This window comes from Streptomyces albiaxialis (assembly GCF_039530985.1).
GTDB classification, from domain to species: Bacteria; Actinomycetota; Actinomycetes; order Streptomycetales; family Streptomycetaceae; genus Streptomyces; species Streptomyces albiaxialis.
On record NZ_BAAAPE010000012.1, the window covers coordinates 196,205 to 221,346 of the forward strand.

Genomic DNA, 25,142 nt, shown 5'->3' on the forward strand with positions numbered 1-25,142 from the left:
CTGACCTGTTCTCCGTTCGGCAAGAACAGGAGCAGGGGCAGGGGCGGTTCTACGCCGGTACGTGGACCGCCTCGACGCGGCTGGCGACGACGCGTTCGCGTTCGCGTTTGGCGGCCTTGCCGCGCAGGCGGACGATCTGGGTGAGGCCCAGGGCCTGGAGGACGAAGACCGTCGCGAAGGCGATGCTGTAGTCGTCGTGGGTGAGGTCCAACAGGACGCCGACGGCGAGCAGGGTCGTCATCGAGGCCGTGAAACCGCCCATATTGACGATTCCCGACGCCGTCCCCTGCCGCTCCGGCGGGTTCGCCGGGCGGGAGAAGTCGAAGCCGATCATCGACGCCGGGCCGCACGCGCCCAGCACCACGCAGAGCACCACCAGCATGCCCATCGGGGTGTGGTCGCCGGGCCAGAAGATGGCCGCCGCCCAGGCCGTCGCCGTGGCCAGGACCGTGCCCAGCACCAGGGGCGTACGGGCCGCGTGGTGGCGGGCGATGACCTGGCCGTAGACGAGGCCGCAGAGCATGTTCGAGACGACGACCAGGGTGAGCAGTTCGCCCGCCGTGCCGCGGTCGATGCCCTGGGCCTCGACGAGGAACGGCATGCCCCACAGCAGCAGGAAGACCATGCCGGGGAACTGGCTGGTGAAGTGCACCCACATGCCCAGCCGGGTGCCCGGCTCGCGCCAGGCGTCGGTGATCTGGCGGCGTACGTAGCCGCTGCCCGAGTGGGAGACCGGCGGAGGCTCGTGGCCCTCGGGGTGGTCGCGGAGGAAGAAGATCACCAGCAGCAGGATCACGAGACCGCCCGCCGCGCTGCCCGCGAACGTCGGCGTCCAGCCGAAGGAGTCGAGGACGCGGGCGAGGACGAGGGTCGTGACCAGGTTGCCGGCCATCCCCATCAGCGCGGCGACCTGCGCGATCATCGGGCCGCGGCGGGCCGGGAACCAGCGCGTGCCCAGGCGCAGCACCGCGATGAACGTCATCGCGTCGCCGCAGCCCAGCAGCGCGCGGGAGGCCAGCGCCATGGCGTACGAACCGGAGAGCGCGAAGCCGAACTGGCCCGCGGTGAACAGCACGACGCCCAGCAGCAGGATCCGCTTGGTCCCCCACCGGTCGACCAGCAGGCCGACCGGTATCTGCATGCCCGCGTAGACGAGGAGCTGGAGGATCGAGAAGGTCGAGAGCGCCGAGGCGTTGATGTCGAAGCGGTGCGTGGCGTCGAGGCCCGCTACGCCGAGGCTCGTGCGGTAGGTGACGGCGACGAAGTAGACGGCGACGCCGATGCCCCACACCCACATCGCGCGGGCACCGCCCGGCGGGTCTCCGGGCAGGCCCCGTATTCCGGACGAGGAGGAGGAAGAGGAGGACGACGAGGACGAGGACGACGAGGAGGAAGAGCCAGAGCTCACCGTTCACCGTCCCGCGATTCGTGGGCTTCCACGTACGCGTCGAGGGCGTCCTCGCCGCGCACCAGGTGGCTGACGCGGCCGACGTGCCGGCGTACGGCGTCCGCCGCGGCCTCCGCGTCGCCCTCGCGCAGGGCCCGCAGGATGCCCGCGTGCTCGGCGATGTTCTTCGCGATGCGCTCGGGGTGGGCGTGCATGACGGCGACGCCCATCCGGAGCTGCCGGTCGCGGAGCTGGTCGTAGAGGCGGGAGAGGATCTCGTTGCCGGTGTGCTTGACGATCGCGGCGTGGAAGCAGCGGTCGGCGGCGGCGACGGCGGCCAGGTCGCCCGACTCGGCGTGCGCGCGCTGCTCGGCGAGCAGCTCCTCCAACCTCGTGACCAGCGCGGACGAGACGGGTACGGAGCGGCGCACCGCGTGCTGCTCCACGAGCAGCCGGGTCTCCACGACGTCCGCGATCTCCTGCGCGGAGACGGGCAGGACCAGGGCGCCCTTCTTCGGGTAGAGCCGGATCAGGCCCTCGACCTCCAGCCGGAGCAGTCCCTCTCGTACGGGCGTACGGGAGACGCCGACGGCCTCCGCCAGCTCGCCCTCGGTGAGCAGCATGCCGCCCTCGTAGCGGCGCTCCAGGACTGCTTGCTTGACGTGCGCGTACACGCGTTCGGCAGCGGGTGGCTGTTTGGCGGGAGTCGCGGGGGACGCGGGCGCGGCGGGAGCGGGGGACGCGGACGGCATGTGCACACCATAGATACAACAGGGAATGCGAAGAAGGCGCCGTCCACGATGCGGACGGCGCCTTCTCAGTTCACCGGGACCCTACAGCCGGTTCAGCCCCAGGTCATCAGCCGCTTCGGCTTCTCCAGCACCGCGGCGATGTCGCCGAGCACCTTCGAGCCCAGCTCGCCGTCGACCAGGCGGTGGTCGAACGAGAGCGCGAGCGTGGTGACGTGACGGGCCTTGATCTTGCCCTTGTGTACCCAGGGCTGTTCCCGGATCTGCCCGAAGGCGAGGATCGCGGACTCCCCGGGGTTGAGGATCGGGGTGCCGGTGTCGATGCCGAAGACGCCGATGTTGGTGATCGTCACCGTGCCGCCGCTCATCGCCGCCGGGCTCGTCTTCCCCTCACGGGCCGTGGTCACCAGCTCACCGAGGGCGGACGCCAGTTCGGGCAGGGTCTTGTCCTGGGCGTCCTTGATGTTCGGGACGATCAGTCCGCGTGGGGTGGCCGCGGCGATGCCGAGGTTCACGTAGTGCTTGCGGACGATCTCCTGGTTCTCCTCGTCCCAGGACGCGTTGACCTCCGGGTTGCGCCGGATGGCCAGCAGGAACGCCTTCGCCACGAGCAGCAGCGGATTGATCCGCACGCCCTCCATGTCCGGGTCCTGCTTCAGCTCGCGGACGAGCTTCATCGTGCGCGTGACGTCGACGGTCACGAACTCGGTCACGTGCGGCGCGGTGAACGCGCTGTTCACCATCGCCTGCGCGGTCGCCTTGCGGACACCCTTGACGGGGATACGGGTCTCGCGCGCGTACGCCGACGGCTCCGTCTCCGCCCCCGGCACGGTCGCGGCGGCCGGAGCCTGCGGTTCCGCCGCCGAGGTGGCCGGGGCCGCCGGGGCCGCGGGAGCCGCGGCCGGTGCCGCCGCCGCATGGACGTCCTCGCGGGTCACGACGCCGTCGGGCCCGGTCGGGGTGACCGTCGCCAGATCGACGCCGAGGTCCTTGGCGAGCTTGCGGACCGGCGGCTTGGCCAGCGGACGGGCCTCCGGCGCGGGCGCGCCGACGCCGTGCCCGTTCAGCTCGGCCGAGATCGCCTGGGCCGCCTCCGGGGGCGGGCCCTGGGCGGCGGACTGCTTGCGCGGGCGGCGCTTGGTGGAGCTGGTCGAGACCCCGTAGCCGACGAGGACCGGCTGACGGCCCTCCGGCTCGGGCTCCGCCGCCGCCTCCGGCTCCGGCTCCGACTCGGACGCGGGGGCACCGGCGGCAGGCTGCCCGGCCGGAGCGGTCTCCTCAGCCGGAGCCGCCGGAGCCGCCGGAGCCGGGGCAGACGCCGGAGCTGAAGGAGTCGTCCCGCCCAGCGGGCCCGCCGACGGGTCGGTGTCCACGGAGATGATCGCCGTTCCGACGTCGACCGTCGTGCCCTCCTCGAAGCGCAGCTCGTGCACCGCGCCGTCGAAGGGGATGGGCAGCTCGACGGCGGCCTTCGCCGTCTCGACCTCGCAGACGACCTGGCCGTCCGTGACCGTGTCGCCCGGCTGGACGTACCACTTGAGGATCTCCGCCTCCGTCAGCCCCTCGCCCACGTCGGGCATCTTGAACTCACGAATACGGGTGGCGCTCTCTGTCATCGTCACGGCTCTCCTCAGTACGCCAGCGCGCGGTCGACGGCATCGAGCACCCTGTCCAGGTTGGGCAGGTACTCGTCCTCCAGCCGTGCCGGAGGATACGGCGCGTGGAAACCGCCGACGCGCAGGACCGGTGCTTCCAGATGGTAGAAGCAGCGTTCCGTGATGCGAGCGGCGATCTCCGAACCGGAGCCGAGGAAGACCGGCGCCTCGTGCACGACCACCAGCCTGCCGGTCTTCTCGACCGACCGCTGGAGGGTGTCGAAGTCGATCGGGGAGATCGAACGGATGTCCACGACCTCCAGCGAGTTCCCCTCCTCCGCCGCCGCGGCGGCCGCCTCCTGGCAGACCTTCACCATCGGCCCGTAGGCCGCCAGGGTGAGGTCCGTGCCCTGCCGGGCGACGCGCGCGGTGTGCAGGGGCGCGGGGATGGCGCCGGTGTCGACCTCGCCCTTCTCCCAGTAGCGCCGCTTGGGCTCGAAGAAGATGACCGGGTCGTCGCTCTCGATGGCCTGCTGAAGCATCCAGTAGGCGTCCGAGGCATTGGACGGGGAGACGCACTTGAGGCCCGCGACGTGCGCGAAGAGCGCCTCGGGGGACTCGCTGTGGTGTTCGACCGCGCCGATGCCGCCCGCGTACGGGATACGGATGACGACCGGCAGCTTGATCTTGCCGAGCGCACGGGCGTGCATCTTGGCGAGCTGCGTGACGATCTGGTCGTACGCGGGGAAGACGAAGCCGTCGAACTGGATCTCCGCCACGGGCCGGTAGCCGCGCAGGGCCAGGCCGATGGCGGTGCCGATGATGCCGGACTCGGCGAGCGGGGTGTCGATGACCCGCTCCTCGCCGAAGTCCTTCTGCAGGCCGTCGGTGACGCGGAAGACGCCGCCGAGCTTGCCGACGTCCTCCCCCATGACGAGGACCTTCGGGTCGTTCTCCATGGCGCGGCGCATCGACTCGTTGATCGCCTTGGCGATCGGGAGCTTCTTCGTGCCCCGCGCGGGCGCGGGCGTGGTGGACGACATCAGCGGGCCTCCTCGGCCGAGTCGGCGAACGACGCGAGGTAGTCGGCGAACTGCGCGCGCTCCTCGTCGACGAGGGCGTGCCCGTCGGCGTAGATGTTCTCGAAGATCGCCATGGTGTCGGGGTCGGGCATGGTGCGGATGGCCTCGCGGACGTGCTTGCCCATCTCGTCGCTCTCGCTCTCGACCGCCTCGAAGAACGCGGCGTCGGCCAGGCCGTCCTTCTCCAGATAGGTGCGCAGCCGCTGGATGGGGTCCTTGGCCTCCCACGCCTCGCGCTCCTCGTCGCGCCGGTAGCGCGTCGGGTCGTCGGAGGTGGTGTGGGCGCCCATGCGGTACGTGAACGCCTCGACCAGCATCGGGCCCTCGCCGGAGCGGGTGCGCTCGACGGCGGCGCGGGTCACGGCGAGGCACGCCAGCACGTCGTTGCCGTCCACGCGGACGCCGGGGAAGCCGAAGCCCTGGGCGCGCTGGTAGATCGGGACGCGGGTCTGGCGATCGGTGGGCTCGGAGATGGCCCACTGGTTGTTCTGGCAGAAGAAGACGACCGGCGCGTTGTAGACGGCGGCGAACGTGAAGGCCTCCGCGACGTCGCCCTGGCTGGAGGCGCCGTCACCGAAATAGGCGATGACGGCCGAGTCCGCGCCGTCCTTCTGCACGCCCATCGCGTACCCGGTCGCGTGCAGGACCTGGGAGCCGATGACGATCGTGTAGAGGTGGAAGTTGTTGCTGTTCGGGTCCCAGCCCCCGTTGTTCACCCCGCGGAACATGCCGAGCAGCAGCGTCGGGTCCACGTCGCGGGTCCACGCGACGCCGTGCTCGCGATAGGTGGGGAACGCGTAGTCGTCCGCGCGCAGCGCGCGGCCCGAACCGATCTGCGCCGCCTCCTGGCCGAGCAGCGAGGGCCACAGGCCCAGCTCGCCCTGGCGCTGGAGGGTGACGGCCTCCGCGTCGAAGCGCCGGGTCAGCACCATGTCGCGGTAGAGGCCGCGCAGCTCCTCGGCGGTCAGATCGACGTCGTAGTCCGGGTGGGAGACGCGCTCGCCCTCGGGGGTGAGGAGCTGGACCAGCTCGGTCTGCTGCTCCTGCTGCTGCTCCTGTGCCTGGGGCAGCGCCTGTGCCCGCGTCTGTGCCTGCTGCGGCGCGTTCTTCCCGGACCGGGTGGTCTTCGCCGTCCCCGCGGTCTTGCGTGTGGCCGTCTTCTTCGCGGCGGTCTTCTTCGCGGGGGTCTTGCTCTTCGCGGGAGTTTTCGCGGGGGTCTTGCCCTTCGCGTCCCCGGCCGTCTTCTTCGCTGCCGTCTTGCTCGCGGTGCTGCCCTTGGCGGGCGCCGCCGTCTTGGTGGCGCTCTTTCCTCCGGTGCCGCTGCGGCGCGCGGTCGCGGTGCTGCTTCGCGCGGCAGTGCTCTCCACGGTCACGTGTGCTCCTCCGTCTGTCCGGCCCCCGGGGTTGCCGGTGACCTGGGGCTCCCCCACCCACTGGCGGGGGGAGGCTCGCCCGGTCCGGTGCGGCGCACGGGGTGGGAGCGTCGCGGACGGCGCCGGGCGGTGACTGCTGTCCCGGTCGCGGCCCGCGCTCCCCGGCTCCGAGTCGTTCGCCCGGAGCGGTCAGGAGCGCCCCAAGCCATGGCCAGTATCTCCATAGACGCACGAGGCATCCCTGACCTGCAACTTTGCTCGGATATCCAACAAAAAAGCTGGAAATCCAAGCACCGTGCGGAAATCGGGGACATCACTGGTCACGGCCTCGCGAGCCGCGGACACTCGCACGTTATCCCGGGGGGCCAAAGCCCGGGAAGAGTGAAGAGAGGATCAGTATGTGAGACTGACCTTGTGCCTGAAAACGGAAGAATCCGCGTATTCCTGGTCGATGACCACGAGGTGGTCCGCCGGGGCGTGCACGACATGCTCTCGGTCGAGTCGGACATCGAGGTCGTAGGAGAGGCGGGCACCGCGTCCGAGGCGCTGGCCCGGATCCCCGCCACCCGTCCGGACGTCGCCGTGCTGGACGTACGGCTTCCGGACGGCAGCGGCGTCGAGGTCTGCCGCGAGATCCGCTCCCGCGACGAGTCCATCCGCTGCCTGATGCTGACCTCGTACTCCGACGACGAGGCCCTCTTCGACTCGATCATGGCCGGCGCCTCCGGGTACGTCCTCAAGGCCATCCGCGGCACCGAGCTGCTCACGGCCGTACGGGACGTCGCCGCGGGCAAGTCGCTGCTCGACCCGACGGCGACCCAGCGGGTGCTGGAGCGACTGCGGGACGGCGGCGGCTCCGGCGGCAAGCAGGACGAGCGGCTCAAGTCGCTCACCGATCAGGAACGGAAGATCCTCGACCTGATCGGCGACGGCCTGACCAACCGCGCGATCGGCGAGCAGCTCCACCTCGCCGAGAAGACGATCAAGAACTATGTGTCGAGCCTGCTCTCCAAGCTCGGCATGGAGCGCCGCTCGCAGGCCGCGGCGTACGTCGCACGGCTCCAGGCCGAGAGCGACAAGTAGCGGCAAGCAGAGACAAGAGGCGACAAGCGGCAGCACGCGAGGACGCGGCCCCGCGGGCGCAAGGGACTTTCGGCCCTCTCCCGGGGGTCCGATCTCCCTGGCGGCGCCGCGGGCCGCGCGGGCACGGTGGAGGAATGTCCTCCCAGACCGCGGAGCGCGCCGAGGCGCTGAGCATGCTGCCGGGCATCCGGTACGGCCGGGTCGCCATGAGCAGGCACGCCCTGCCGTTCGTGACCATCGCCCGCCACATCGTCGACGGCGGCGACGTCCTCATCCGCATCCACCGCGGCTTCGGCTACCACACCGCGCTCGACGGCGCCGTGGTCGCCTACGAGGCGGGCAACCTGGAGACCGGCGCCGTGGACGTCTGGTCCGTGCAGTTCGTGGGCGAGGCCCGGGTGATCGAGCCGACCGCGGCCCAGCTCGCCCGCTTCGGCCCCTGCACGGTCCACACCAACGGCGAGCCCTTCGAGCCGGTCTACCTCCGCATCGAACCCGAGTTCGTCTCCGTCCACTGGTTCCGGGGCGTCCCCCACACATAGCGCTCAGCCGCAGAACGCGCCGCGTACCGCCTCGTACCGGCTGCTCCACCAGACCACCAGCGCCGCCTGCGCCGGGAACTGAGGGTCGGCGCGCACATCGCGCAACTGGTAGCGCCAGCGCAGCATCCAGAAGTCGTTCAGCCGTTCCCACCACACCCGGTGCACGGCCGCGCCCAGCTCCTCCGGGGAGGCGCCCGCGCTGCGCCGGTACGCCCGCGCGTACGCCCGTACCTTGCGCAGGTCCAGCGCGCCGCTGGGGCGCAGGAAGAAGATCGCCGCCGCGCGCACCGCCTCCTCCGCGCGCGGCTGCACCCCCAGCCGGTCCCAGTCGAGGATCGCCACGGGCGCCTCGTCGCTCCCCGCCGCCGGATAGAGCAGGTTCAGCGGGTGGAAGTCCCCGTGCACCCACCCCGTGAAGCTCTCCCGTACAGCGGGCGGGCGGCACCCGGCGTAGCGCCGCAGCAGCCCGCGGCGCTCCAGCAGCCGGTGCTCGGCCAGCTCGTCGAAGCAGTCCCGCCGCCTCCGCCCCCGTACGCGCGTGAGCAGCTCCCCGATCAGCTCGTACGTCGCGGCCGGGTCCGCGCCTTCGTACGCGGCGCTCCCGGGCGAGCCCGGAGGCACGGTCCCAGGCTCGATGCCGGGCGACGCGGCCGGTATGACCTGCGCGAGCCGCGTGTGGATCTGGCCGAGGAGGGTGCCCAGGCTGCAGGACTGCGCCGTCGACAGCTCGGCCCCGTGCCGGTGCCTGCCCTCGATCCAGGGGTGCAGCGCGTAACACCGCCCGTCGTCCACCACGACCGTGCGCCCGCCCGGCGCGGACACGGCGGGGACGACGGGGAGACCCAGCGCGCCCAGCCGGTCGGTCGCGCGGTGCTGGCGCTCGATACGGGCGGGGCCCGCCGGGTCGGCACGGTCGGCGACGGCGTCCAGGTGGTGCTTGAGGAAGTAGCGGCCCCGGGTGGTCGCGAGCCGGTAGCCCCGGTTGAGCAGGCCCTGGGAGACCGGTTCGCACGACAGCGGTTCCCCCGCGTCGTACTGCCGCAGCACGGAGTGGAGCGTGCCCCCGTCGAGCGAGGTGAGGGCTGGTGGGGCGGACGATGACGGCTGCACGAGCCGCATCGTAGAGGCTGCCCGGGATCTTGCGTGCCGGACTGGACTGGGCCCCCGAACCGGGGTAAAGGCCCCCCGGCCCCGGAGTGCCCCGGACCCTGGCCCGGGAGTGCCCCGGACCCCTGCAAAGGAGCGGCGCGCGGGCCGGAAGCCCGCGCGCCGTAGCTCTCGTACGAGGTGTCCGCCCTCGCGGACGTCAGGGGACGTCAGGGGACGTCAGCGGGTGTCAGCGGGCGTCAGCCGCCGTCGGCACCGCCGTCGACCAGGCCGCCCGCGTCGGCGCCGCCGTCATCGGCACCGCCCTGGCCGCCCTCGGTCGTGCCGCCCTTCTGGCCCTCCGTCGTGCCGCCCTTGCCGCCCTCGGTGGTGCCGCCCTTGCCGCCCTCCGTGGTGCCGCTGTCGCCGCCCTCGGTGGTGCCGCTCTGACCGCCCTCGGTCGTACCGCCCGAGGCGGTGCCGGTCGGGGTGTCGGACGGCTGCTCCGAGGGCGACTCCTCGCTCTCGGTGGGCCTGGACTGCGTCGGGGGCTGCGTCGGCGTGTAGTCGTCGCCGGTGTCGCCCGTGGTGGTGCCGGGCTGCTCCTGCTCGGTCTCCGTCGGCGTGCTCGACGGCTCCTTGGACTTGCTCTTCTTCTCCTTGGGCTCCTGCGTCGACTCGGTCGGCTTGGGGCCCTTGTCCTTGGTGTCGTCGCTGCCGCTGAGCGCGTAGAAGATGCCGCCCGCGATGGCGATCACGGCGAGGAACGCGATCAGCGCGTACTTGACGCCGCTGCCGCCCCTGCCGCCGCCGCGCGGGCCGCCGTCGAAACCGCCGTCGTCGTCACGCGGGCCGCCCAGCATGGGCGCGGCGCCCATCTGGGAGGTCTCGCTGTGCGGCGGGTGCTGGCGCGCGTCGGCACCGGGGACGCCCATGGCGGGGGTGGAGCCGCCGCCGTGCGCCGTCGGGCCGGTGTTCCACACGCCGCCCGTGTGGCCGCCGTGCTCGTGCAGCATCTGCAGCGCGTACTGCGTGAGGCCGCGCATCTCCTCGGCCGTCTGGAAGCGGTCGTCCGGCTCCTTGGCCAGCGACCGCATCACCAGACCGTCCAGCTCCGGCGGAACGACCTCGGAGATCTCGGACGGCAGCAGCGGGTCGTCCTGAACGTGCTGGTAGACCACCGAGAGCGGGGTCTCGCCGGTGAACGGCGGGCGCAGCGTGAGGAGTTCGTAGAGCAGGCAGCCCGTGGCGTACAGGTCGGAACGGGTGTCCACCGTCTTGCCGAGGGCCTGCTCGGGGGAGAGGTACTGCGGCGTGCCCATGACCATGCCGGTCTGCGTCATGGTGTTGGACGCGCCGTGCAGCGCGCGGGCGATACCGAAGTCCATCACCTTGACCGCGCCCTGGTTGGTGATGATGACGTTCGCCGGCTTGATGTCGCGGTGCACGATGCCGTGCTGGTGGCTGTAGGCCAGCGCCTCCAGCACGCCCGAGACGATGATCAACGCCTGGTCGGCGGGCGGGGCTTCGGCGGTGAGCAGCAGATCACGGATGGTGCGGCCCTCGACCAGCTCCATCACGATGTACGGCGTGATGTTGCCGGCGATCACTTCCTCGCCGGAGTCGTAGACCGCGACGACGGCGTGGTGGTTGAGGCCCGCGACGGACTGTGCCTCGCGGGTGAAACGGGCCTTGGAGACCGGGTCCTCCGCCAGGTCGGAGCGGAGCAGCTTGACCGCGACCGTACGGCCGAGGCGCAGGTCCTCGGCCCCGAAGACCTCGGCCATGCCGCCGCGTCCGAGGCGGTGGGTCAGGCGGTATCGTCCGTCACCGACCAGGCCGTTGTTCCCCCACAACTCCGGCGATTCGGGCATGGAGCCGCCGCCCGTCGCGTCGGGGTCGGAGGGGCCCCCGCCGGCTTGCGTCTGTGCCATCAGTCCTCGCCGTCGAATTCGGATTCGCGACCCCGGTGAGGAGGGGGCGCGGTGCGTACTCCCCCATGGAGGCTACAGGCACGCGGAGGGGTACATGGATGGGGACGGAAGGGGCCATCCAACAAGCTGCGGCACCCGGCTGGCAAGTTCGCTGACAGCGACGGTACGTATACGCTGGCGCGCGCGGCCGCGCGGTGGAGCGGCTCCACAGCCCTCGCCGGGCCGCAGTCCGGCACCGAGTCCGGCTCGGTCCGGTGCCGGGTCCGACCCCGGCCCGGTCCCGAGTCCGGCCCCTGTCCGGTTCCCGCCGCGAGCCCCGCACGCTCCCGGCCTGCGACAGTCCCGTGCGCATCCGGTCACGGAACGGGCAACGAGCTTGACGTGTCGCGGGCCTCGGGCAAACTTGGGCCAGTATCGGGTCCATTGGATCACCCAGTGGACAGCACAGAGTCACTTAACGTATCTGCACCAGCCAGCAAACGCACCTGCGCGGGCGGCGCCGCCGAGGGGGAAGCAGTCAGATGAGCGAGGACGGCGCACAGGCGGCCGGTCATTACATCGGCCGCATGGTCGGCGGGGGGCGTTTCCAGCTCCAGTCCCTGCTGGGCGCGGGCGGGATGGCCTCGGTCTATCTCGCGTACGACTCGGTGCTCGACCGGCAGGTCGCCGTCAAGACCCTGCACACCGAGCTGGGCCGTGAGCAGTCCTTCCGCGAGCGCTTCCGCCGCGAGGCCCAGTCCGTCGCGAAGCTGACGCACACCAACATCGTCTCCGTCTTCGACTCCGGCGAGGACGACATCGACGGCGCGATGGTGCCGTACATCGTCATGGAGTACGTCGAGGGCAAGCCGCTGCGCTCCGTGCTCGACGAGGACATCGCCCAGTTCGGCGCCATGCCCGCCGACAAGGCGCTGAAGATCACCGGCGATGTGCTGGCGGCCCTCGAGGTCAGCCACGAGATGGGCCTCGTGCACCGGGACATCAAGCCCGGGAACGTGATGCTCACCAAGCGCGGTGTGGTGAAGGTCATGGACTTCGGCATCGCGCGGGCCATGCAGTCCGGTGTGACATCCATGACACAGACCGGCATGGTCGTCGGCACCCCGCAGTACCTCTCGCCGGAGCAGGCGCTGGGACGCGGCGTCGACGCGCGCTCGGACCTCTACTCCGTCGGCATCATGCTCTTCGAGCTGCTGACGGGACGGCTGCCCTTCGACGCGGACTCGCCGCTGGCCATCGCCTACGCGCACGTCCAGGAAGAGCCCGTCGCGCCCTCGACCATCAACCAGTCGATCCCCCCGGCGGTCGACGCGCTCGTCGCGCGGACCCTGCGGAAGAACCCCAACGAGCGGTTCCCGTCAGCCGAGTCCATGCACGACGAGTGCTCCCGCATCGGCGGCTCCGGCGTCGCCTCCGGCACCTCGCCGATCATCATCAGCGGCGGCCCGCCCGCCAACAGCGGCGCGGGCGTGGGCCAGGCCGTCTTCCCGCCCGTCAACGACGCGGGGGCACAGGCGCAGGGGAACGTGCAGCAGCCTTACCAGGGGCAGCAGTACGGAAACGGGGGCTTCGGGCCCTCCACCCCTCCCCCCACCCCCGCCCCCAACCAGCCCGCCGCCATGGGTCAGCAGCCCTACGGCACGCCGCCCGCGCCCTACAACGCGCAGAGCGGCCACGGCACCCCTCCGCCGTACAACATCGCGCCCCCGTCGACCGGCACCGGCGGCCAGGGTGGCAAGAGCAACGGCGCGCTCATCGCCTACCTCGTGACCGGCGTGGCCGTCGTCGTCGGCCTCGTCTTCCTCGTGATCGCCCTCACCGGTGACGAGGACAAGGAGCCGGAGGCGAAGCCGAAGGAGAAGCAGTCCCAGAAGCAGGAGCCTGCGGCCTCCTCGGGCGGCGACGGCGGCAGCACCAACGGCGGTCCGACGGAGGACTCGACCGGGAAGTTCAAGGGCCCGGACAAGTCCCGCACCATCGACGCCTCCAAGTGCACCGACGCCACGGAGAGCTACGACGACAAGAGCAAGGTCATGCTCCCCGAGTTCACCTACAAGGACCTCACCTCCGTCAAGGCGTGCATGCGCGCGGCCAACTGGATGGTCGGCGAAGTCACCAAGGAGGACGAGAACGTGTGGGGCAAGAACACCGTGCTGGAGCAGAGCCCCTCGAACCTCGACGACTTCGACCCGAAGAAGGACAAGATCGACCTGACGATCTCCACCGGCAAGCCGCCGGAGTGACCGGCCGCCGGTGAACCGGCCCGGCAGGGCCGACCGACCCACCGGTGACTGTGCTGGCCCACCGGTGACTGTGCTGGCCCACCGGTGACTGTGCTGGCCCACCGGGGACTGTCCGGCCCACCAGTGACCGTTCCGGCATTCGGCTTCCGGCTTCGGCTTCCGGAGGGGGCGGATCTCGTCCAGAACCCGTTCCGGAGCCGTCCGGGGTGACCTCGGCATCGCGGGGCGTCGCGTGAGCGCGGCGCCCCGCTGTCGTGCCGCTGTCGCCGTCGTGCCGGGGCCGTCGCCGGGGCCGCCGTCATCCGTACACGGGAGTCGGCTCGTGTCGGGCCGGGCCCGTGTCGCGCCGTCCCGTACCGGGGCCGTCGCCGGGCGGGGCTGTCGGCCGTCAGGCCATGCGCCTCACCTCCACCGTGCGGAAGCGGCTCGCCACGAACGCCCCGTCGCACAGCGCGGAGTTGGCCGCCGGGTTGCCGCCCGAGCCGTGGAAGTCGGAGAAGGCCGCGGTCTGGTTCACATACACCCCGCCCGTGAGGTTCAGCGAGAGCTGCGCGGGCTCGTCGAAGCAGGCCTCCACGACCTGGCGCTCGACCTCGGGCGACGTCGTGTACGCCGCCACCGTCATGGCGCCCTTCTCCCGGATCGTGCGGCGCAGCAGGGCCAGGCCGTCCTCGGGGGAGGCGACGGCGACCGCGAAGGAGACGGGGCCGAAGCACTCGGACAGATACCCGGCCTCGGCCTCGGGCTTGGCCGCGTCCAGCTTGACGATCACGGGGGTGCGCACGGTCGCGCCGGGGAAGTCGGGGTTGGTCACCTCGCGGGTGGGGAGGGCGACTTCGCCGAGGGAGGGCGCGGCCTCGATGCGCTCGCGCACCGCGTCGTTGACGATCGCTCCCAGCAGTCCGTTCGCCCTCGCGTCGTCGCCCAGGAGCTTGCCCACGGCCTGGCCGAGGTCCTCGACCACCTCGTCGTAGGCCTTGTGGCCCGCGTCGGTGTCGATCCCGTCGCGGGGGATCAGCAGGTTCTGCGGGGTGGTGCACATCTGGCCGCTGTAGAGCGAGAGGGAGAAGGCCAGGTTGCCCAGCAAGCCCTTGTAGTCATCGGTGGAGTGGATCAGGACCGAGTTGACCCCCGACTTCTCGGTGAAGACGCGGGCCTGGAGGGCGTGGCTCTCCAGCCACTCGCCGAAGGCGGCCGAGCCCGTGTAGTCCACGATGCGGATCTCGGGGCGGACGGCGAGGTCCTTCGCGATGCCGTCGCCCTCGGCCTCGGCGGCGAGCGCCACCAGGTTCGGCTCGAAGCCCGACTCGGCGAGGACCTCGCGGGCGATTCGGACGGTGAGGGCGAGGGGCAGCACGGCGCGGGGGTGCGGCTTGACCAGGACCGGGTTGCCCGTGGCGAGGGAGGCGAAGAGGCCCGGATACCCGTTCCAGGTCGGGAAGGTGTTGCAGCCGATGAGAAGGGCGATGCCCTGGCCGACGGCGGTGAACTCCTTGCGCATGCGCAGCGGGTCGCGCTTGCCCTGGGGCTTCTCCCAGTCGGCGGCGGCGGGGACGCGGGTCTGCTCCTCGAACGCGTACGCCACCGCTTCCATGCCGCGGTCCTGGGCGTGCGGCCCGCCGGCCTGGAAAGCCATCATGAACGCCTGGCCGCTGGTGTGCATCACGGCGAGCCCGAACTCGTGGGTCCTGGCGCTGATGCGGGCCAGGATCTCCAGGCAGACGGCGGCGCGGACCTCCGGCCCGGCGTCCCGCCAGGCGGGCATCCCGGCGCGGAGCGCGGGCAGCAGTGCGTCGATCGCGGCGGCGTCCGTGCGGGGATACTCGATGCCCATCTCCAGCCCATAGGGCGAGGTCTCGGTGGCGGTCCAGCCGCCGGAGCCGGGCTGGCCCGGCAGCTCGAAGCGGGAGCCGCGCAGCGCGTCGAAGGCGGCCTTGGCGTCCTCGGCGGCCCCTTCTCCATAGGCCTTCGGGTGCTCGGGGTGCGGGGACCAGAACTCCCGGGAGCGGATGGCTTCCAGGGCGCGGTCCAGGGTGGGGCGGTGCTTCTCGACGAGCGCGGCTGCGGCGGATCCGGTGCCGGAGGTCACTAGGACCAACTCCTCTGTGAACGGTGGTGACGCCAGTGAGCTGGAATGAAGGCCGTGAGCTGGGACGACGGCCGGGGCTGGCGGCCGGGCCGTACCAGGTAGATACTGCAACCGAACGATCGGTCGGTGCAAGGGGGTACGGCAGCCTGTGGATAACTCGGGTTCGGCGCGGGATTCTGGGCGCGATCACGCCCCGGCTAGCATCAGGCGCATGTCCACGGCAAAGCGCGACACGTACACCCCCGACACCCTGCTCTCCGTCGCCGTGCGGGTGTTCAACGAGCGGGGTTACGACGGCACGTCGATGGAGCACCTCTCGCAGGCCGCGGGGATCTCCAAGTCGTCGATCTACCACCATGTGCGCGGCAAGGAGGAGCTGCTGCGCCGGGGGATAAGCCGGGCCCTGGACGGGCTGTTCGGGGTGCTCGACGAGGAGGGGGCGTGCGAGGGCCGGGCGGTGGACCGGCTGGAGCACGTCACGCGGCGCACGGTCGAGGTGCTGATGGCGGAGCTGCCCTATGTCACGCTGCTGCTGCGGGTGCGGGGCAACACGGACACGGAGATCTGGGCGATGGACCGCCGCCGCGAGTTCGACCAGCGGGTGGCGGAGCTGGTGAAGCGGGCCGCGGCCGACGGGGACCTGCGGGCCGACGTGGACGCGCGGCTGGCGACGCGGCTGCTCTTCGGGATGATCAACTCGATCGCGGAGTGGTACCGCCCTGAGCGCGCGAGCAGCAACGGGAAGGGGCCTTCGGCCACCAGCGCCGAGGTCTCCGAGGCCGTGGTCCGCACCGCCTTCGCGGGCCTGCGCACGACCACGACCTGAGGACGTACGGGCCCTCAGGGCTCCGGGTCGAGGTCCGTCTCCTCGAAGACCAGGAGCGTCCGCGTGCTCAGCACCTCCGGTATCGACTGGATACGGGTGAGGACCAGGTCGCGCAGCGCCCGGTTGTCCGAGGTGTGGACGAGGAGCAGGACGTCGAAATCGCCGCTGACCAGCGCCATGTGCGAGACACCGGGCAGCTCCCGCAGCCGTTCGCGCACGCTGCGCCACGAGTCCTGGACGATCTTGAGGGTGATGTAGGCGGAGGCGCCGTGCCCCGCCCGTTCCTGGTCGACGCGAGCACTGAAGCCCCGTATGACGCCGTCGTCGATGAGCCTGTTGATGCGCGCGTACGCGTTGGCCCGTGACACATGGACACGTTCGGCGACGGACCGTATCGAGGCGCGGCCGTCCGAACGGAGCAGTCGCAGGATGTCCCGGTCGATGGCGTCGAGGGGCCTGGCGGGGGGACGCGGATCGTCCGGCTGATCCGGCTGAGCCTGGTGGACGTCGCGGGACGGATCGTTGGCCATCTGTTCATCCGGCACCGCCTGCGGCCTCCCCTCCATGGACGTCCTGCGGTCATCGAACGGTCCCGCCAGCCATTTGTCCACAGGCTGAGGCCACCCGTAGCCAAAATGTGCCAGCGACCGAACAATCGGTAGGGGAGGGATCACCCGGCCCTCCCCCGCGCAGCCCGCCCCACGAGGGCCCCACGATGAGAGGTGCTCGTCATGACGGTCCTAGAGCAGCACGGCGCCTACACCCCCGCGCCTCCCCCGTCCTGGCGCCCCCGCACGGCGCCCGAGCCCCTCCTGCCGGACGCCGAGCCGTACCGGGTCCTGGGAGCCGAGCGGCCCGAGGGCACCGAGGCTCCCGACGCCGAGCTGCTGCGGCGGCTGTACGCGGCGGTGGTGGACGGCCGGAGGTACAACGAGCAGGCCACGGCGCTCACGAAGCAGGGACGGCTCGCCGTCTACCCCTCCTCCACCGGGCAGGAGGCCTGCCAGGTCGCCGCGGCGCTCGCGCTGCGGGAGCGCGACTGGCTCTTTCCCAGTTACCGGGACACGCTCGCGGCCGTCGCCCGCGGCCTGGACCCGGTGGAGGTCCTCTCGCTGCTCCGCGGCGACTGGCACCACGGGTACGACACACGGGCCGCCCGCGTCGCGCCCCTGTGCACGCCGCTGGCGACGCAGCTCCCCCACGCGGTGGGCCTCGCGCACGCGGCCCGCATCAAGGGGGACGACGTGGCGGCGCTCGCCCTGGTCGGCGACGGCGGCACCAGCGAGGGCGACTTCCACGAGGCGCTGAATTTCGCGGCCGTATGGCAGGCGCCCGTGGTCTTCCTCGTGCAGAACAACGGCTTCGCGATCTCCGTCCCGCTCGCCAAGCAGACCGCGGCGCCCTCCCTCGCCCACAAGGCGGTGGGTTACGGAATGCGCGGCAGGCTGGTGGACGGGAACGACGCGGTGGCGGTGCACGAGGTGCTGACCGAGGCACTCGACCGCGCCCGCCAGGGCGGCGGCCCCACGCTGGTGGAGGCCGTCACGTACCGGCTGGAGGCGCACACGAACGCCGACGACGCGACGCGTTACCGGACGGACGACGAGGTCAGCGCCTGGCGCGCGCACGACCCCGTGACGCTCCTGGAGAGCGAGCTGCGCGGGCGCGGTCTGCTGGACGAAGCGGACGTCCGTGAGGCGGCGGAGGCCGCCGAGCGGCGCGCGGCGGACATGCGCGAGCGGATGAACCGGGATCCGGAGCTGGACCCGATGGACCTGTTCGCGCACGTGTTCGCGGAGCAGACGGCGCAACTGCGCGCCCAGGCCGACCAGTTGCGCGCCGAGCTGGCCGCGGCGGAGGAGCACCCGGCGGACGGCACCGCCGGAGGCAGCGGGAACGGACGCGGGGAGGCCCGGCGATGAGCACGGCGGTCCAGCCACCACAGGCGGCGGGCGGCCAGCGCCCCGCGCGCAAGCCCGTCAGCATGGGCCAGGCCCTCAACCGCGCCCTGCGCGACGCGCTGGCCGACGACCCGGACGTGCACGTCTTCGGCGAGGACGTGGGCACCCTGGGCGGCGTCTTCCGCGTCACCGACGGGCTGGCCGGGGAGTTCGGGGACGAGCGCTGCGCCGACACCCCGCTCGCCGAGGCGGGCATCCTGGGCACAGCGGCCGGTATGGCCATGTACGGGCTGCGGCCCGTGGTGGAGATGCAGTTCGACCACTTCGCGTTCCCCGCGTTCGAACAGCTCGTCTCGCACATCTCCCGGATGCGCAACCGCACACGGGGCGCGGTGCCGATGCCGGTCACCATCCGCGTGCCCTACGGCGGCGGGATAGGCGGCGTCGAGCACCACAGCGACTCCTCCGAGGCGTACTACATGGCGACGCCCGGCCTGCACGTCGTCACCCCCGCGACCGTGGCCGACGCCTACGGGCTGCTGCGGGCCTCGATCGCCTCCGACGACCCGGTGGTCTTCCTCGAACCCAAGAGGCTGTACTGGTCGAAAGCCGACTGGGACCCCGACTCCCCCGAGTCCGTGCCCGGCATCGGCCGCGCGGTCGTGCGCCGACCCGGCACGTCGGCGACGCTCGTCACGTACGGGCCGTCCCTCCCGGTCTGCCTGGAGGCCGCCGAGGCCGCCAAGGAGGACGGCTGGGACCTCGAAGTGGTCGACCTGCGCTCGCTCGTCCCGTTCGACGAGGAGACGGTCGCCGCTTCCGTACGGCGCACGGGGCGTGCCGTCGTCGTCCATGAGTCGGCCGGTTTCGCGGGCCCGGGCGGCGAGTTGGCGGCCCGGATCACGGAGCGCTGCTTCCACTACCTGGAGGCGCCGGTGCTGCGCGTCGCCGGGTTCGACATCCCGTATCCGCCGCCCATGCTGGAGCGGCACCACCTCCCGGGCGTCGACCGTGTGCTCGACACGGTCGCGCGGCTCCAGTGGGAGAGCGCGTGGACGCCCGGCGGCGGGGGACCAGAAGGGGGCGCGCGCTGATGGGCGAGGTCCGCGAGTTCGTCCTCCCCGACCTGGGGGAGGGGCTGACGGAGGCCACGATCGTCCGCTGGCTCGTCGCGGTGGGCGACACGGTGAAGATCGACGAGCCCGTCGTCGAGGTCGAGACGGCCAAGGCGATGGTTGATGTGCCCTGCCCGTACGGGGGAGTGGTGACCGCGCACATGGCGGAGGAGGGCGCCGAGATCCCGGTCGGCGCCCCTCTGGTCACGGTGGCCACGGTGGCCACGGCAGACGCCCCGGCGCGGCCGGAGAGCGGCGGCACGCCGGAACCAGAGCTGGAGCACGTCGGCGGTTCCGGCAACGTGCTGGTCGGTTACGGCACGCAGGAGCCCACGCGCCGCACGCGCCGGACCGTACGCCCCGGACCCGGCGCCGGGACAGGGGCCGGAGCCGGAGCCGGACCCGGGCATCGGTCCGAGCCCGCCCCCGAGCGCCCCCGGAACGGGACCGCGCCCGCGCCCGCCGACACCGCGTCCGCCGACACCGCGCGCACCGTCCCCGTCATCTCCCCCCTCGTGCGCCGCCTCGCCCGCGAACACGGTCTCGATCTGCGCGAGTTGGCGGGCAGCGGGCCCGAAGGGCTGATCCTGCGGGCCGACGTGGAGCGCGCGCTCCGGGACAGGACGGCACCGGAGCCCGCACCAGCGCCCGCACCGGCACCCGCCACGGCGGCCCGCGGCTCCTCCGCCGCGCCCTCGGGCGAGCGGATCCCCCTGCGCGGCATCCGCGGCACAGCGGCCGAGCGGCTCAGCCGCAGCCGCCGGGAGATACCCGACGCGAGCTGCTGGGTGGACGCCGACGCGACGGAACTCCTCGCGGCCCGCCGGGCGATGAACGAGGGACAGCAGGAGAGCCCCGTCTCCCTGCTGGCGCTCCTCGGGCGGGTGTGCACGGCGGCGCTGGCCCGTTTCCCCGCGCTCAACTCGACCGTGGACACCGAGGCACGCGAGATCGTCGTGCTGCCCGAGGTCCATCTGGGCTTCGCCGCGCAGACGGACAGAGGGCTGGTCGTCCCGGTCGTACGGGACGCGCACCTGCTCAGCGCGGAGGGCCTCGGCGCGGAGATGTCGCGCCTCACCGAGGCGGCCCGCGCGGGGACGCTGACGCCGGCGGAGCTGACGGGCGGCACGTTCACCCTGAACAACTACGGGGTGTTCGGCGTCGACGGCTCGACCCCGATCATCAACCACCCGGAGGCGGCGATGCTCGGCGTCGGCCGTATCGCCCGCAAGCCGTGGGTGGTCGGTGACGAGCTGGCCGTGCGGGACGTGGTGCAGCTCTCGCTCACCTTCGACCACCGGGTGTGCGACGGGGGCACGGCGGGCGGCTTCCTGCGCCATGTCGCGGACTGCGTGGAACGCCCGGCGGTGCTGCTCCGTACGCTCTGAGGCGTGACACACCACGCTCCAGAGCCTTGGGCGGCCGGACGCCCGCCGTCCGCGCCGTCCGCGCCGTTCGACGCGCTCGTCCTCGCGGGCGACGGCTCCCGCCGCCTCGGCGGCGCCGACAAGCCCTCGGTGACGGTCGGCGGCCGTACGCTGCTCGACCGCGTCCTCGCGGCCTGCGCGGACGCGGCGTCGACGACGGTGGTGGGCCCGCGCCGCCCGACGTACCGCCCGGTGACCTGGGCGCGCGAGGACCCGCCGGGCGGCGGCCCGATGGCCGCCCTGGAGGCGGGCCTGCGCGGCGTGCGGCACGGGACCGTGCTGCTGCTCTCCTCCGACGTGCCGTTCCTCGCCGCGGAGACCGTCCGCGAACTGCTCGACGTGCGCGGGGGGGACGAGGGCACCGTCCTGCACGACGGGCGCGACCAGCCGCTCCTCGCGGCGTACCGTACGGAGGCGCTGCGGCGCGAACTCGCCCTGCTGCACGCCGAGTACGGCACCCTGCGCGGCATTCCGCTGCGGCTCCTGCTGGACGGTCTGTCCCTGCGCCGCGCCCCCGCGCCGCCCGGGAACGGGTCGCTCGACTGCGACACCTGGGGCGACATTGCCACGGCGAGGGCCCGGATCAGGGACCATGGCACCGTGCTGGATGAATGGATCGCCGCGGTCAAGGCCGAACTCGGCATCGAACTCGACGTGGAAACCGGCCCGCTCCTGGACCTGGCGCGGGACGCGGCACACGGTGTCGCGCGGCCGGCCGCGCCGTTGACCACCTTCCTGGTGGGATTCGCGGCGGCACGCGCGGGCGGCACGCCCGAGGACGTCGCGGACGCCGCCCGCAAGGCGGCGGCCCTCGCCCGCCGCTGGTCGGAGGAGGACACGACGGACGGGACCCCGAACGGGAACGCGGACGGGAACAGCGGACGATGAGCGGAGCCGACGAACTCGACGAGGCCATCGCCCTCGCCAACAGCGGCAGGACGCGCCCCGCCGCCCCGCCCGTGCCCCGTCTCAAGCGCATCCGGCGCATCCAGTGGAGCGAGACCGACGTGGACGCCGGGCAGCCGGAGGAGGAGGCGTCCGTGCGGCGTGACCACGCGGACGGCATGACGGACGGCATGACGGACGGCACGGCGGAGGGCACGGCGGACGGCGCGGGCGCCCTCGGCGGCGGGACCGGAGGCGGCTCCGCGGGCGGGCCCGCCTCCGGCCGGGACGCCCGGAAGCCCGGTGTCGCCGCCCGTACGCGCAGGCCCGAGCGGCCCTCGTGGGCGGAAGCGCGGGCGCTCGCCGCGGGCTCGCCCGGCGCGCTCCCCCGCGTCACGCTCCCCCTGGACCGCGCCCTGGGCCACACCCTCGCGGGCCCGCTGGAGGCGCTGACGGACCTGCCGTCGTTCGACACCTCGGCCATGGACGGATGGGCGGTGTCGGGCCCGGGGCCGTGGGAGCTGGTGACGGAACCGATCGGTACCGAATCGAAGGGCATCCTCGCGGGCGACCGGGCGGAGCCCGCGCCGCTGCCGGACGGGCACGCGATCCGTATCGCCACCGGGGCGCGTATCCCGCCCAACACCAGCGCGGTGCTGCGTTCCGAGCACGGCGCGACGTCCGGTGCGACCCGGCTGCGCACCGCCAGGGCGCCGCAGCCCGGCACGGACATCAGGCCGCGCGGCCAGGAGTGCAGGACGGGCGACACGCTCCTCCCGGAGGGCACCCACGTCACGCCCGCCGTGCTGGGGCTCGCGGCAGCCGCCGGATACGACGAGCTGGAGGTCGTACGCCGTCCGCGCGCCGAAGTCCTCGTGCTCGGCGACGAGCTGATGCACCGGGGCCTCCCGCACGACGGCCGTATCCGGGACGCGCTGGGCCCGATGGTGGGCCCGTGGCTGACGACGCTGGGCGCCGACGTGATCGTGACCCGGCGCCTCGGCGACGACGCGGAGGCGCTGTACGAGACGCTGGCGACCACGACGGCCGATGTCGTCGTCACCACGGGCGGCACGGCCGCCGGACCCGTCGACCACCTCCAGCCGACGCTCCGCCGCCTCGGCGCCGAACTGCTCGTCCACGGCGTACGGGTCCGCCCCGGCCACCCGATGCTGCTCGCGGCGCTGAAGAAGCGAGAAGCCGGGGGCGAAGGGGACGGCGAGGACGGGAGGGGCGCCCGGGACGGCGAAGGCGGCGAGGGCGGCGGCGGGACGTTCCTCGTCGGCCTGCCCGGCAACCCGCTGGCGGCACTCTCCGGGCTCGTCACGCTCGCGGCGCCGCTGCTGCGCACCCTGGGCGGCAGGCCGGGCCCCGGGCACGAGCAGCAGGGGACCCTCGCCGAGGAGGTGCACGGCCATCCGCGCGACACCCGGCTGGTGCCCGTGGCGCACGAGGGCGCGGGCGTACGCGCCCGGGTGCGCCCCCTGCGTTACGCGGGCCCGTCGATGCTGCGCGGCATCGCGACGGCCGACGCGCTCGCCGTGATCCCGCCGGGCGGGGCCGCGCCGGGCACGGACGTACGGCTGCTGGAGCTGCCGAGGTGAAGGGCAGACTCCGCAGCAGCAAAGAGGACAGCGAGGAGGAGCGGCACGGCTCCGTGCTGCTCCCCCGGCCGGACGTCAGCCCGTTCCGGCAGGTCGCGCGGCGCATCCTGACGGCCTTCCTCGTGCTGTGCGCGACGGTGTTCCTCGTCTGGCTCGACCGCGACGGGTACAACGACAACGCCGACGGGCACATGTCGTTCCTCGACTGCGTCTACTACACGACGGTCACGCTCTCCACGACCGGATACGGGGACATCGCCCCCGCCTCCGACTCCGCGCGGCTCGTCAACACCCTGCTCATCACGCCGCTGCGCGTGCTGTTCCTGATCATCCTCATCGGCACCACGCTGGAAGCGCTGACGGACCGCACCCGTCAGCAGTGGCGCCTGTCCCGCTGGAGGTCCGCCTTGCGCGACCACACCGTCGTCGTCGGCTTCGGCACGAAGGGCCGCTCGGCGACGCAGACCCTGCTCTCCACCGGCCTCGGCCGCAACCAGATCGTGGTCATCGACCCGCACCAGCAGGTGGTCAAGGCCGCCAACTCGGAGGGCTTCGCCGGCATCGAGGGCGACGGCACCCGCAGCGAGGTCCTGGTGCGGGCCGAGGTGCAGCGCGCCAAGCAGATCGTCATCGCCCCGCAGCGCGACGACACCTCCGTGCTGGTCACGCTGACGGCGCGGCAGCTCAACCCCCGCATCAAGATCGTCGCGGCGGTGCGGGAGGAGGAGAACGCGCCCCTGCTGCGCCAGTCGGGCGCCGACTCGGTGATCACGAGCGCGAGCGCGGCGGGCAGACTGCTGGGCCTGGCCATGCTCAGCCCGTACGCGAGCACCGTCATGGAGGACCTGATCCAGCAGGGCACGGGCCTCGACCTGAAGGAACGCCCGGTCACCAAGGCCGAGGCGGGACGCTCCCCGCGCGACTGCGACGACCTGGTCGTGTCCGTCATCCGCGGCCACCGCATACTCGCCTACGACGCCCCCGACGCGGCGACCCTGCAGCTCATGGACCGGCTCGTCGTCATCCGCCGCTCCACGCCCGCCCCGCTGACCGACGGGAACGAGCGGCCGGGCGCCCCCCTGAGAAGCCCGCGCGGCGAGTAGCGTCGGGCCCATGCATGCGATCACGATTCCCGAACCAGGCGGCCCCGAGGCACTGGAGTGGGCCGAGGTGCCCGACCCCGAACCCGGCGAGGGCGAGGTCCTCGTCGAGGTGACGGCCAGCGGCGTCAACCGCGCCGACGTGATGCAGCGCCGGGGCTTCTACCCCCCGCCGCCCGGCGCCAGCCCGTATCCCGGCCTGGAGTGCTCCGGGCGGATCGCCGCGCTGGGCCCGGGAGTGTCGGGCTGGGCGGTCGGCGACGAGGTGTGCGCGCTGCTGGCGGGCGGGGGCTACGCGGAGAAGGTCGCCGTCCCCGCGGGCCAGCTCCTGCCCGTCCCGCGCGGCATGGACCTGACGACGGCGGCGGGCCTCCCCGAGGTCACCTGCACCGTCTGGTCGAACGTCTTCATGGTCGCCCATCTGCGCCCCGGCGAGACGCTGCTCGTGCACGGGGGTTCGAGCGGCATCGGCACCATGGCCATCCAGTTGGCGAAGGCCGTCGGCGCGCGCGTCGCGGTCACGGCGGGCAGCAAGGAGAAGCTCGACCGCTGCGCCGAACTGGGCGCCGACATCCTCGTCAACTACCGCGAGCAGGACTTCGTCGAGGAGCTGCGCGCCGCGACGGACGGGCACGGCGCCGACGTGATCCTGGACATCATGGGCGCCAAGTACCTGGAGCGGAACGTCGAGGCCCTCGCCGTCAACGGCCGCCTGGCCGTCATCGGCCTCCAGGGCGGCGCGAAGGGGGAGCTGAACCTGGGCGCGATGCTCACCAAACGCGCGGCCGTGACGGCGACTTCGCTGCGGGCCCGCCCGGCGTCCGAGAAGGCGGCGATCGTGGCGGCCGTACGGGAGCACGTGTGGCCGCTGCTGGAGGAGCGCGACGGCGACGCGAAGGGCGGGACCGACGGGAACGCCGGGAACGGGGAGCCGCGGGTGCGGGCGGTGGTGGACCGGCTGCTGCCGCTGCGCGACGCGTCCGAGGCGCACGTGGCGCTGGAGGAGAGCGGGCACGTCGGAAAGATCCTGCTGACGGCGTAGCACACCGGGCGCACCGACGCCCCGCCGCGCCCGTCGTACGCATAGCGCATCGCGGACCCGAAATGCCGGATTCATCCCC

At 72.6% G+C, this 25,142-nt stretch carries 20 protein-coding genes; 11 read left to right on the forward strand and 9 right to left on the reverse strand.

From position 1 onward, the window contains the following. Positions 1–49: 49 nt before the first annotated feature. The 5 genes from ABD343_RS23190 to pdhA (ABD343_RS23210) form a co-directional block, all read right to left on the reverse strand. Complete coding sequence (locus tag ABD343_RS23190; RefSeq protein WP_344531319.1) at positions 50–1,297, reverse strand: MFS transporter; 1,248 nt, start codon at positions 1,295–1,297, stop codon at positions 50–52. A 107-nt stretch (positions 1,298–1,404) separates the two neighbouring features. After that, complete coding sequence (locus tag ABD343_RS23195) at positions 1,405–2,139, reverse strand: GntR family transcriptional regulator (RefSeq protein WP_344531224.1); 735 nt, start codon at positions 2,137–2,139, stop codon at positions 1,405–1,407. 92 nt (positions 2,140–2,231) lie between these two features. Continuing rightward, the gene (locus ABD343_RS23200) at positions 2,232–3,752 is read right to left on the reverse strand and encodes a dihydrolipoamide acetyltransferase family protein (protein ID WP_344531320.1); all 1,521 of its coding nucleotides are present in this window, start codon (positions 3,750–3,752) and stop codon (positions 2,232–2,234) included. A gap of 14 nt (positions 3,753–3,766) precedes the next feature. Beyond that, a complete protein-coding gene (locus ABD343_RS23205) occupies positions 3,767–4,774 on the reverse strand; it encodes an alpha-ketoacid dehydrogenase subunit beta (RefSeq protein ID WP_344531225.1) in 1,008 nt (335 codons plus the stop codon). Next, positions 4,774–6,186 carry a pyruvate dehydrogenase (acetyl-transferring) E1 component subunit alpha gene (pdhA, locus tag ABD343_RS23210; RefSeq protein ID WP_344531226.1) on the reverse strand — a complete coding sequence of 471 codons (1,413 nt, stop codon included), beginning with the start codon at positions 6,184–6,186 and terminating at the stop codon, positions 4,774–4,776. The genes ABD343_RS23205 and pdhA (ABD343_RS23210) overlap by 1 nt, the downstream gene beginning before the upstream one ends. A 414-nt stretch (positions 6,187–6,600) precedes the next feature. Here pdhA (ABD343_RS23210) and ABD343_RS23215 point away from each other — a divergent pair, with 414 nt between their 5' ends. Further along, the gene (locus ABD343_RS23215) at positions 6,601–7,269 is read left to right on the forward strand and encodes a response regulator (protein ID WP_344531227.1); all 669 of its coding nucleotides are present in this window, start codon (positions 6,601–6,603) and stop codon (positions 7,267–7,269) included. A 134-nt stretch (positions 7,270–7,403) separates the two neighbouring features. Further along, positions 7,404–7,811, forward strand: coding sequence for a pyridoxamine 5'-phosphate oxidase family protein (locus ABD343_RS23220; RefSeq protein ID WP_344531228.1), 408 nt, complete (start codon positions 7,404–7,406; stop codon positions 7,809–7,811). 3 nt (positions 7,812–7,814) lie between these two features. Here the strand turns inward: ABD343_RS23220 and ABD343_RS23225 are convergent, their stop codons facing one another. Continuing rightward, entirely contained in the window at positions 7,815–8,930 is a 1,116-nt protein-coding gene (locus ABD343_RS23225) for a phosphotransferase (protein WP_344531229.1), read from the reverse strand. A 227-nt stretch (positions 8,931–9,157) separates the two neighbouring features. Continuing rightward, positions 9,158–10,831 (reverse strand): protein kinase domain-containing protein, encoded by a 1,674-nt coding sequence (locus ABD343_RS23230; RefSeq protein WP_344531230.1) that lies wholly within the window; start codon positions 10,829–10,831, stop codon positions 9,158–9,160. A 521-nt stretch (positions 10,832–11,352) separates the two neighbouring features. Between ABD343_RS23230 and ABD343_RS23235 the strand changes: the two genes are divergently transcribed. After that, positions 11,353–13,074 (forward strand): protein kinase domain-containing protein, encoded by a 1,722-nt coding sequence (locus ABD343_RS23235; protein ID WP_344531231.1) that lies wholly within the window; start codon positions 11,353–11,355, stop codon positions 13,072–13,074. A 388-nt stretch (positions 13,075–13,462) separates the two neighbouring features. Here ABD343_RS23235 and paaN read toward each other — a convergent pair whose 3' ends face one another. Continuing rightward, complete coding sequence (paaN, locus tag ABD343_RS23240) at positions 13,463–15,163, reverse strand: phenylacetic acid degradation protein PaaN (RefSeq protein ID WP_344531232.1); 1,701 nt, start codon at positions 15,161–15,163, stop codon at positions 13,463–13,465. Positions 15,164–15,374: 211 nt separating this feature from the next. Here paaN and ABD343_RS23245 point away from each other — a divergent pair, with 211 nt between their 5' ends. Further along, the gene (locus tag ABD343_RS23245; RefSeq protein ID WP_344531233.1) at positions 15,375–15,989 is read left to right on the forward strand and encodes a TetR/AcrR family transcriptional regulator; all 615 of its coding nucleotides are present in this window, start codon (positions 15,375–15,377) and stop codon (positions 15,987–15,989) included. Positions 15,990–16,003: 14 nt separating this feature from the next. Here ABD343_RS23245 and ABD343_RS23250 read toward each other — a convergent pair whose 3' ends face one another. Continuing rightward, the gene (locus tag ABD343_RS23250; RefSeq protein WP_344531321.1) at positions 16,004–16,519 is read right to left on the reverse strand and encodes an Lrp/AsnC family transcriptional regulator; all 516 of its coding nucleotides are present in this window, start codon (positions 16,517–16,519) and stop codon (positions 16,004–16,006) included. A gap of 201 nt (positions 16,520–16,720) precedes the next feature. Here ABD343_RS23250 and pdhA (ABD343_RS23255) point away from each other — a divergent pair, with 201 nt between their 5' ends. Genes pdhA (ABD343_RS23255) through ABD343_RS23285 form a run of 7 tightly spaced genes read left to right on the forward strand, consistent with a single transcriptional unit; the run spans position 16,721 to position 25,063 of the window. Then, positions 16,721–17,911 carry a pyruvate dehydrogenase (acetyl-transferring) E1 component subunit alpha gene (pdhA, locus tag ABD343_RS23255; protein ID WP_344531234.1) on the forward strand — a complete coding sequence of 397 codons (1,191 nt, stop codon included), beginning with the start codon at positions 16,721–16,723 and terminating at the stop codon, positions 17,909–17,911. Continuing rightward, entirely contained in the window at positions 17,908–18,984 is a 1,077-nt protein-coding gene (locus tag ABD343_RS23260) for an alpha-ketoacid dehydrogenase subunit beta (protein ID WP_344531235.1), read from the forward strand. The genes pdhA (ABD343_RS23255) and ABD343_RS23260 overlap by 4 nt, the downstream gene beginning before the upstream one ends. Next, complete coding sequence (locus ABD343_RS23265; RefSeq protein WP_344531236.1) at positions 18,984–20,393, forward strand: dihydrolipoamide acetyltransferase family protein; 1,410 nt, start codon at positions 18,984–18,986, stop codon at positions 20,391–20,393. Before ABD343_RS23260 ends, ABD343_RS23265 begins: the two co-directional genes overlap by 1 nt. A 3-nt stretch (positions 20,394–20,396) precedes the next feature. Further along, on the forward strand, positions 20,397–21,320 hold the full coding sequence (locus ABD343_RS23270; protein WP_344531237.1) for a DUF6457 domain-containing protein: 924 nt from the start codon (positions 20,397–20,399) through the stop codon (positions 21,318–21,320). Then, on the forward strand, positions 21,317–22,921 hold the full coding sequence (locus ABD343_RS23275; protein WP_344531238.1) for a molybdopterin molybdotransferase MoeA: 1,605 nt from the start codon (positions 21,317–21,319) through the stop codon (positions 22,919–22,921). Before ABD343_RS23270 ends, ABD343_RS23275 begins: the two co-directional genes overlap by 4 nt. Next, entirely contained in the window at positions 22,918–24,024 is a 1,107-nt protein-coding gene (locus tag ABD343_RS23280) for a potassium channel family protein (RefSeq protein WP_344531239.1), read from the forward strand. Before ABD343_RS23275 ends, ABD343_RS23280 begins: the two co-directional genes overlap by 4 nt. Positions 24,025–24,034: 10 nt before the next feature. Next, positions 24,035–25,063, forward strand: coding sequence for an NAD(P)H-quinone oxidoreductase (locus tag ABD343_RS23285; protein ID WP_344531240.1), 1,029 nt, complete (start codon positions 24,035–24,037; stop codon positions 25,061–25,063). Positions 25,064–25,142: the final 79 nt, after the last annotated feature.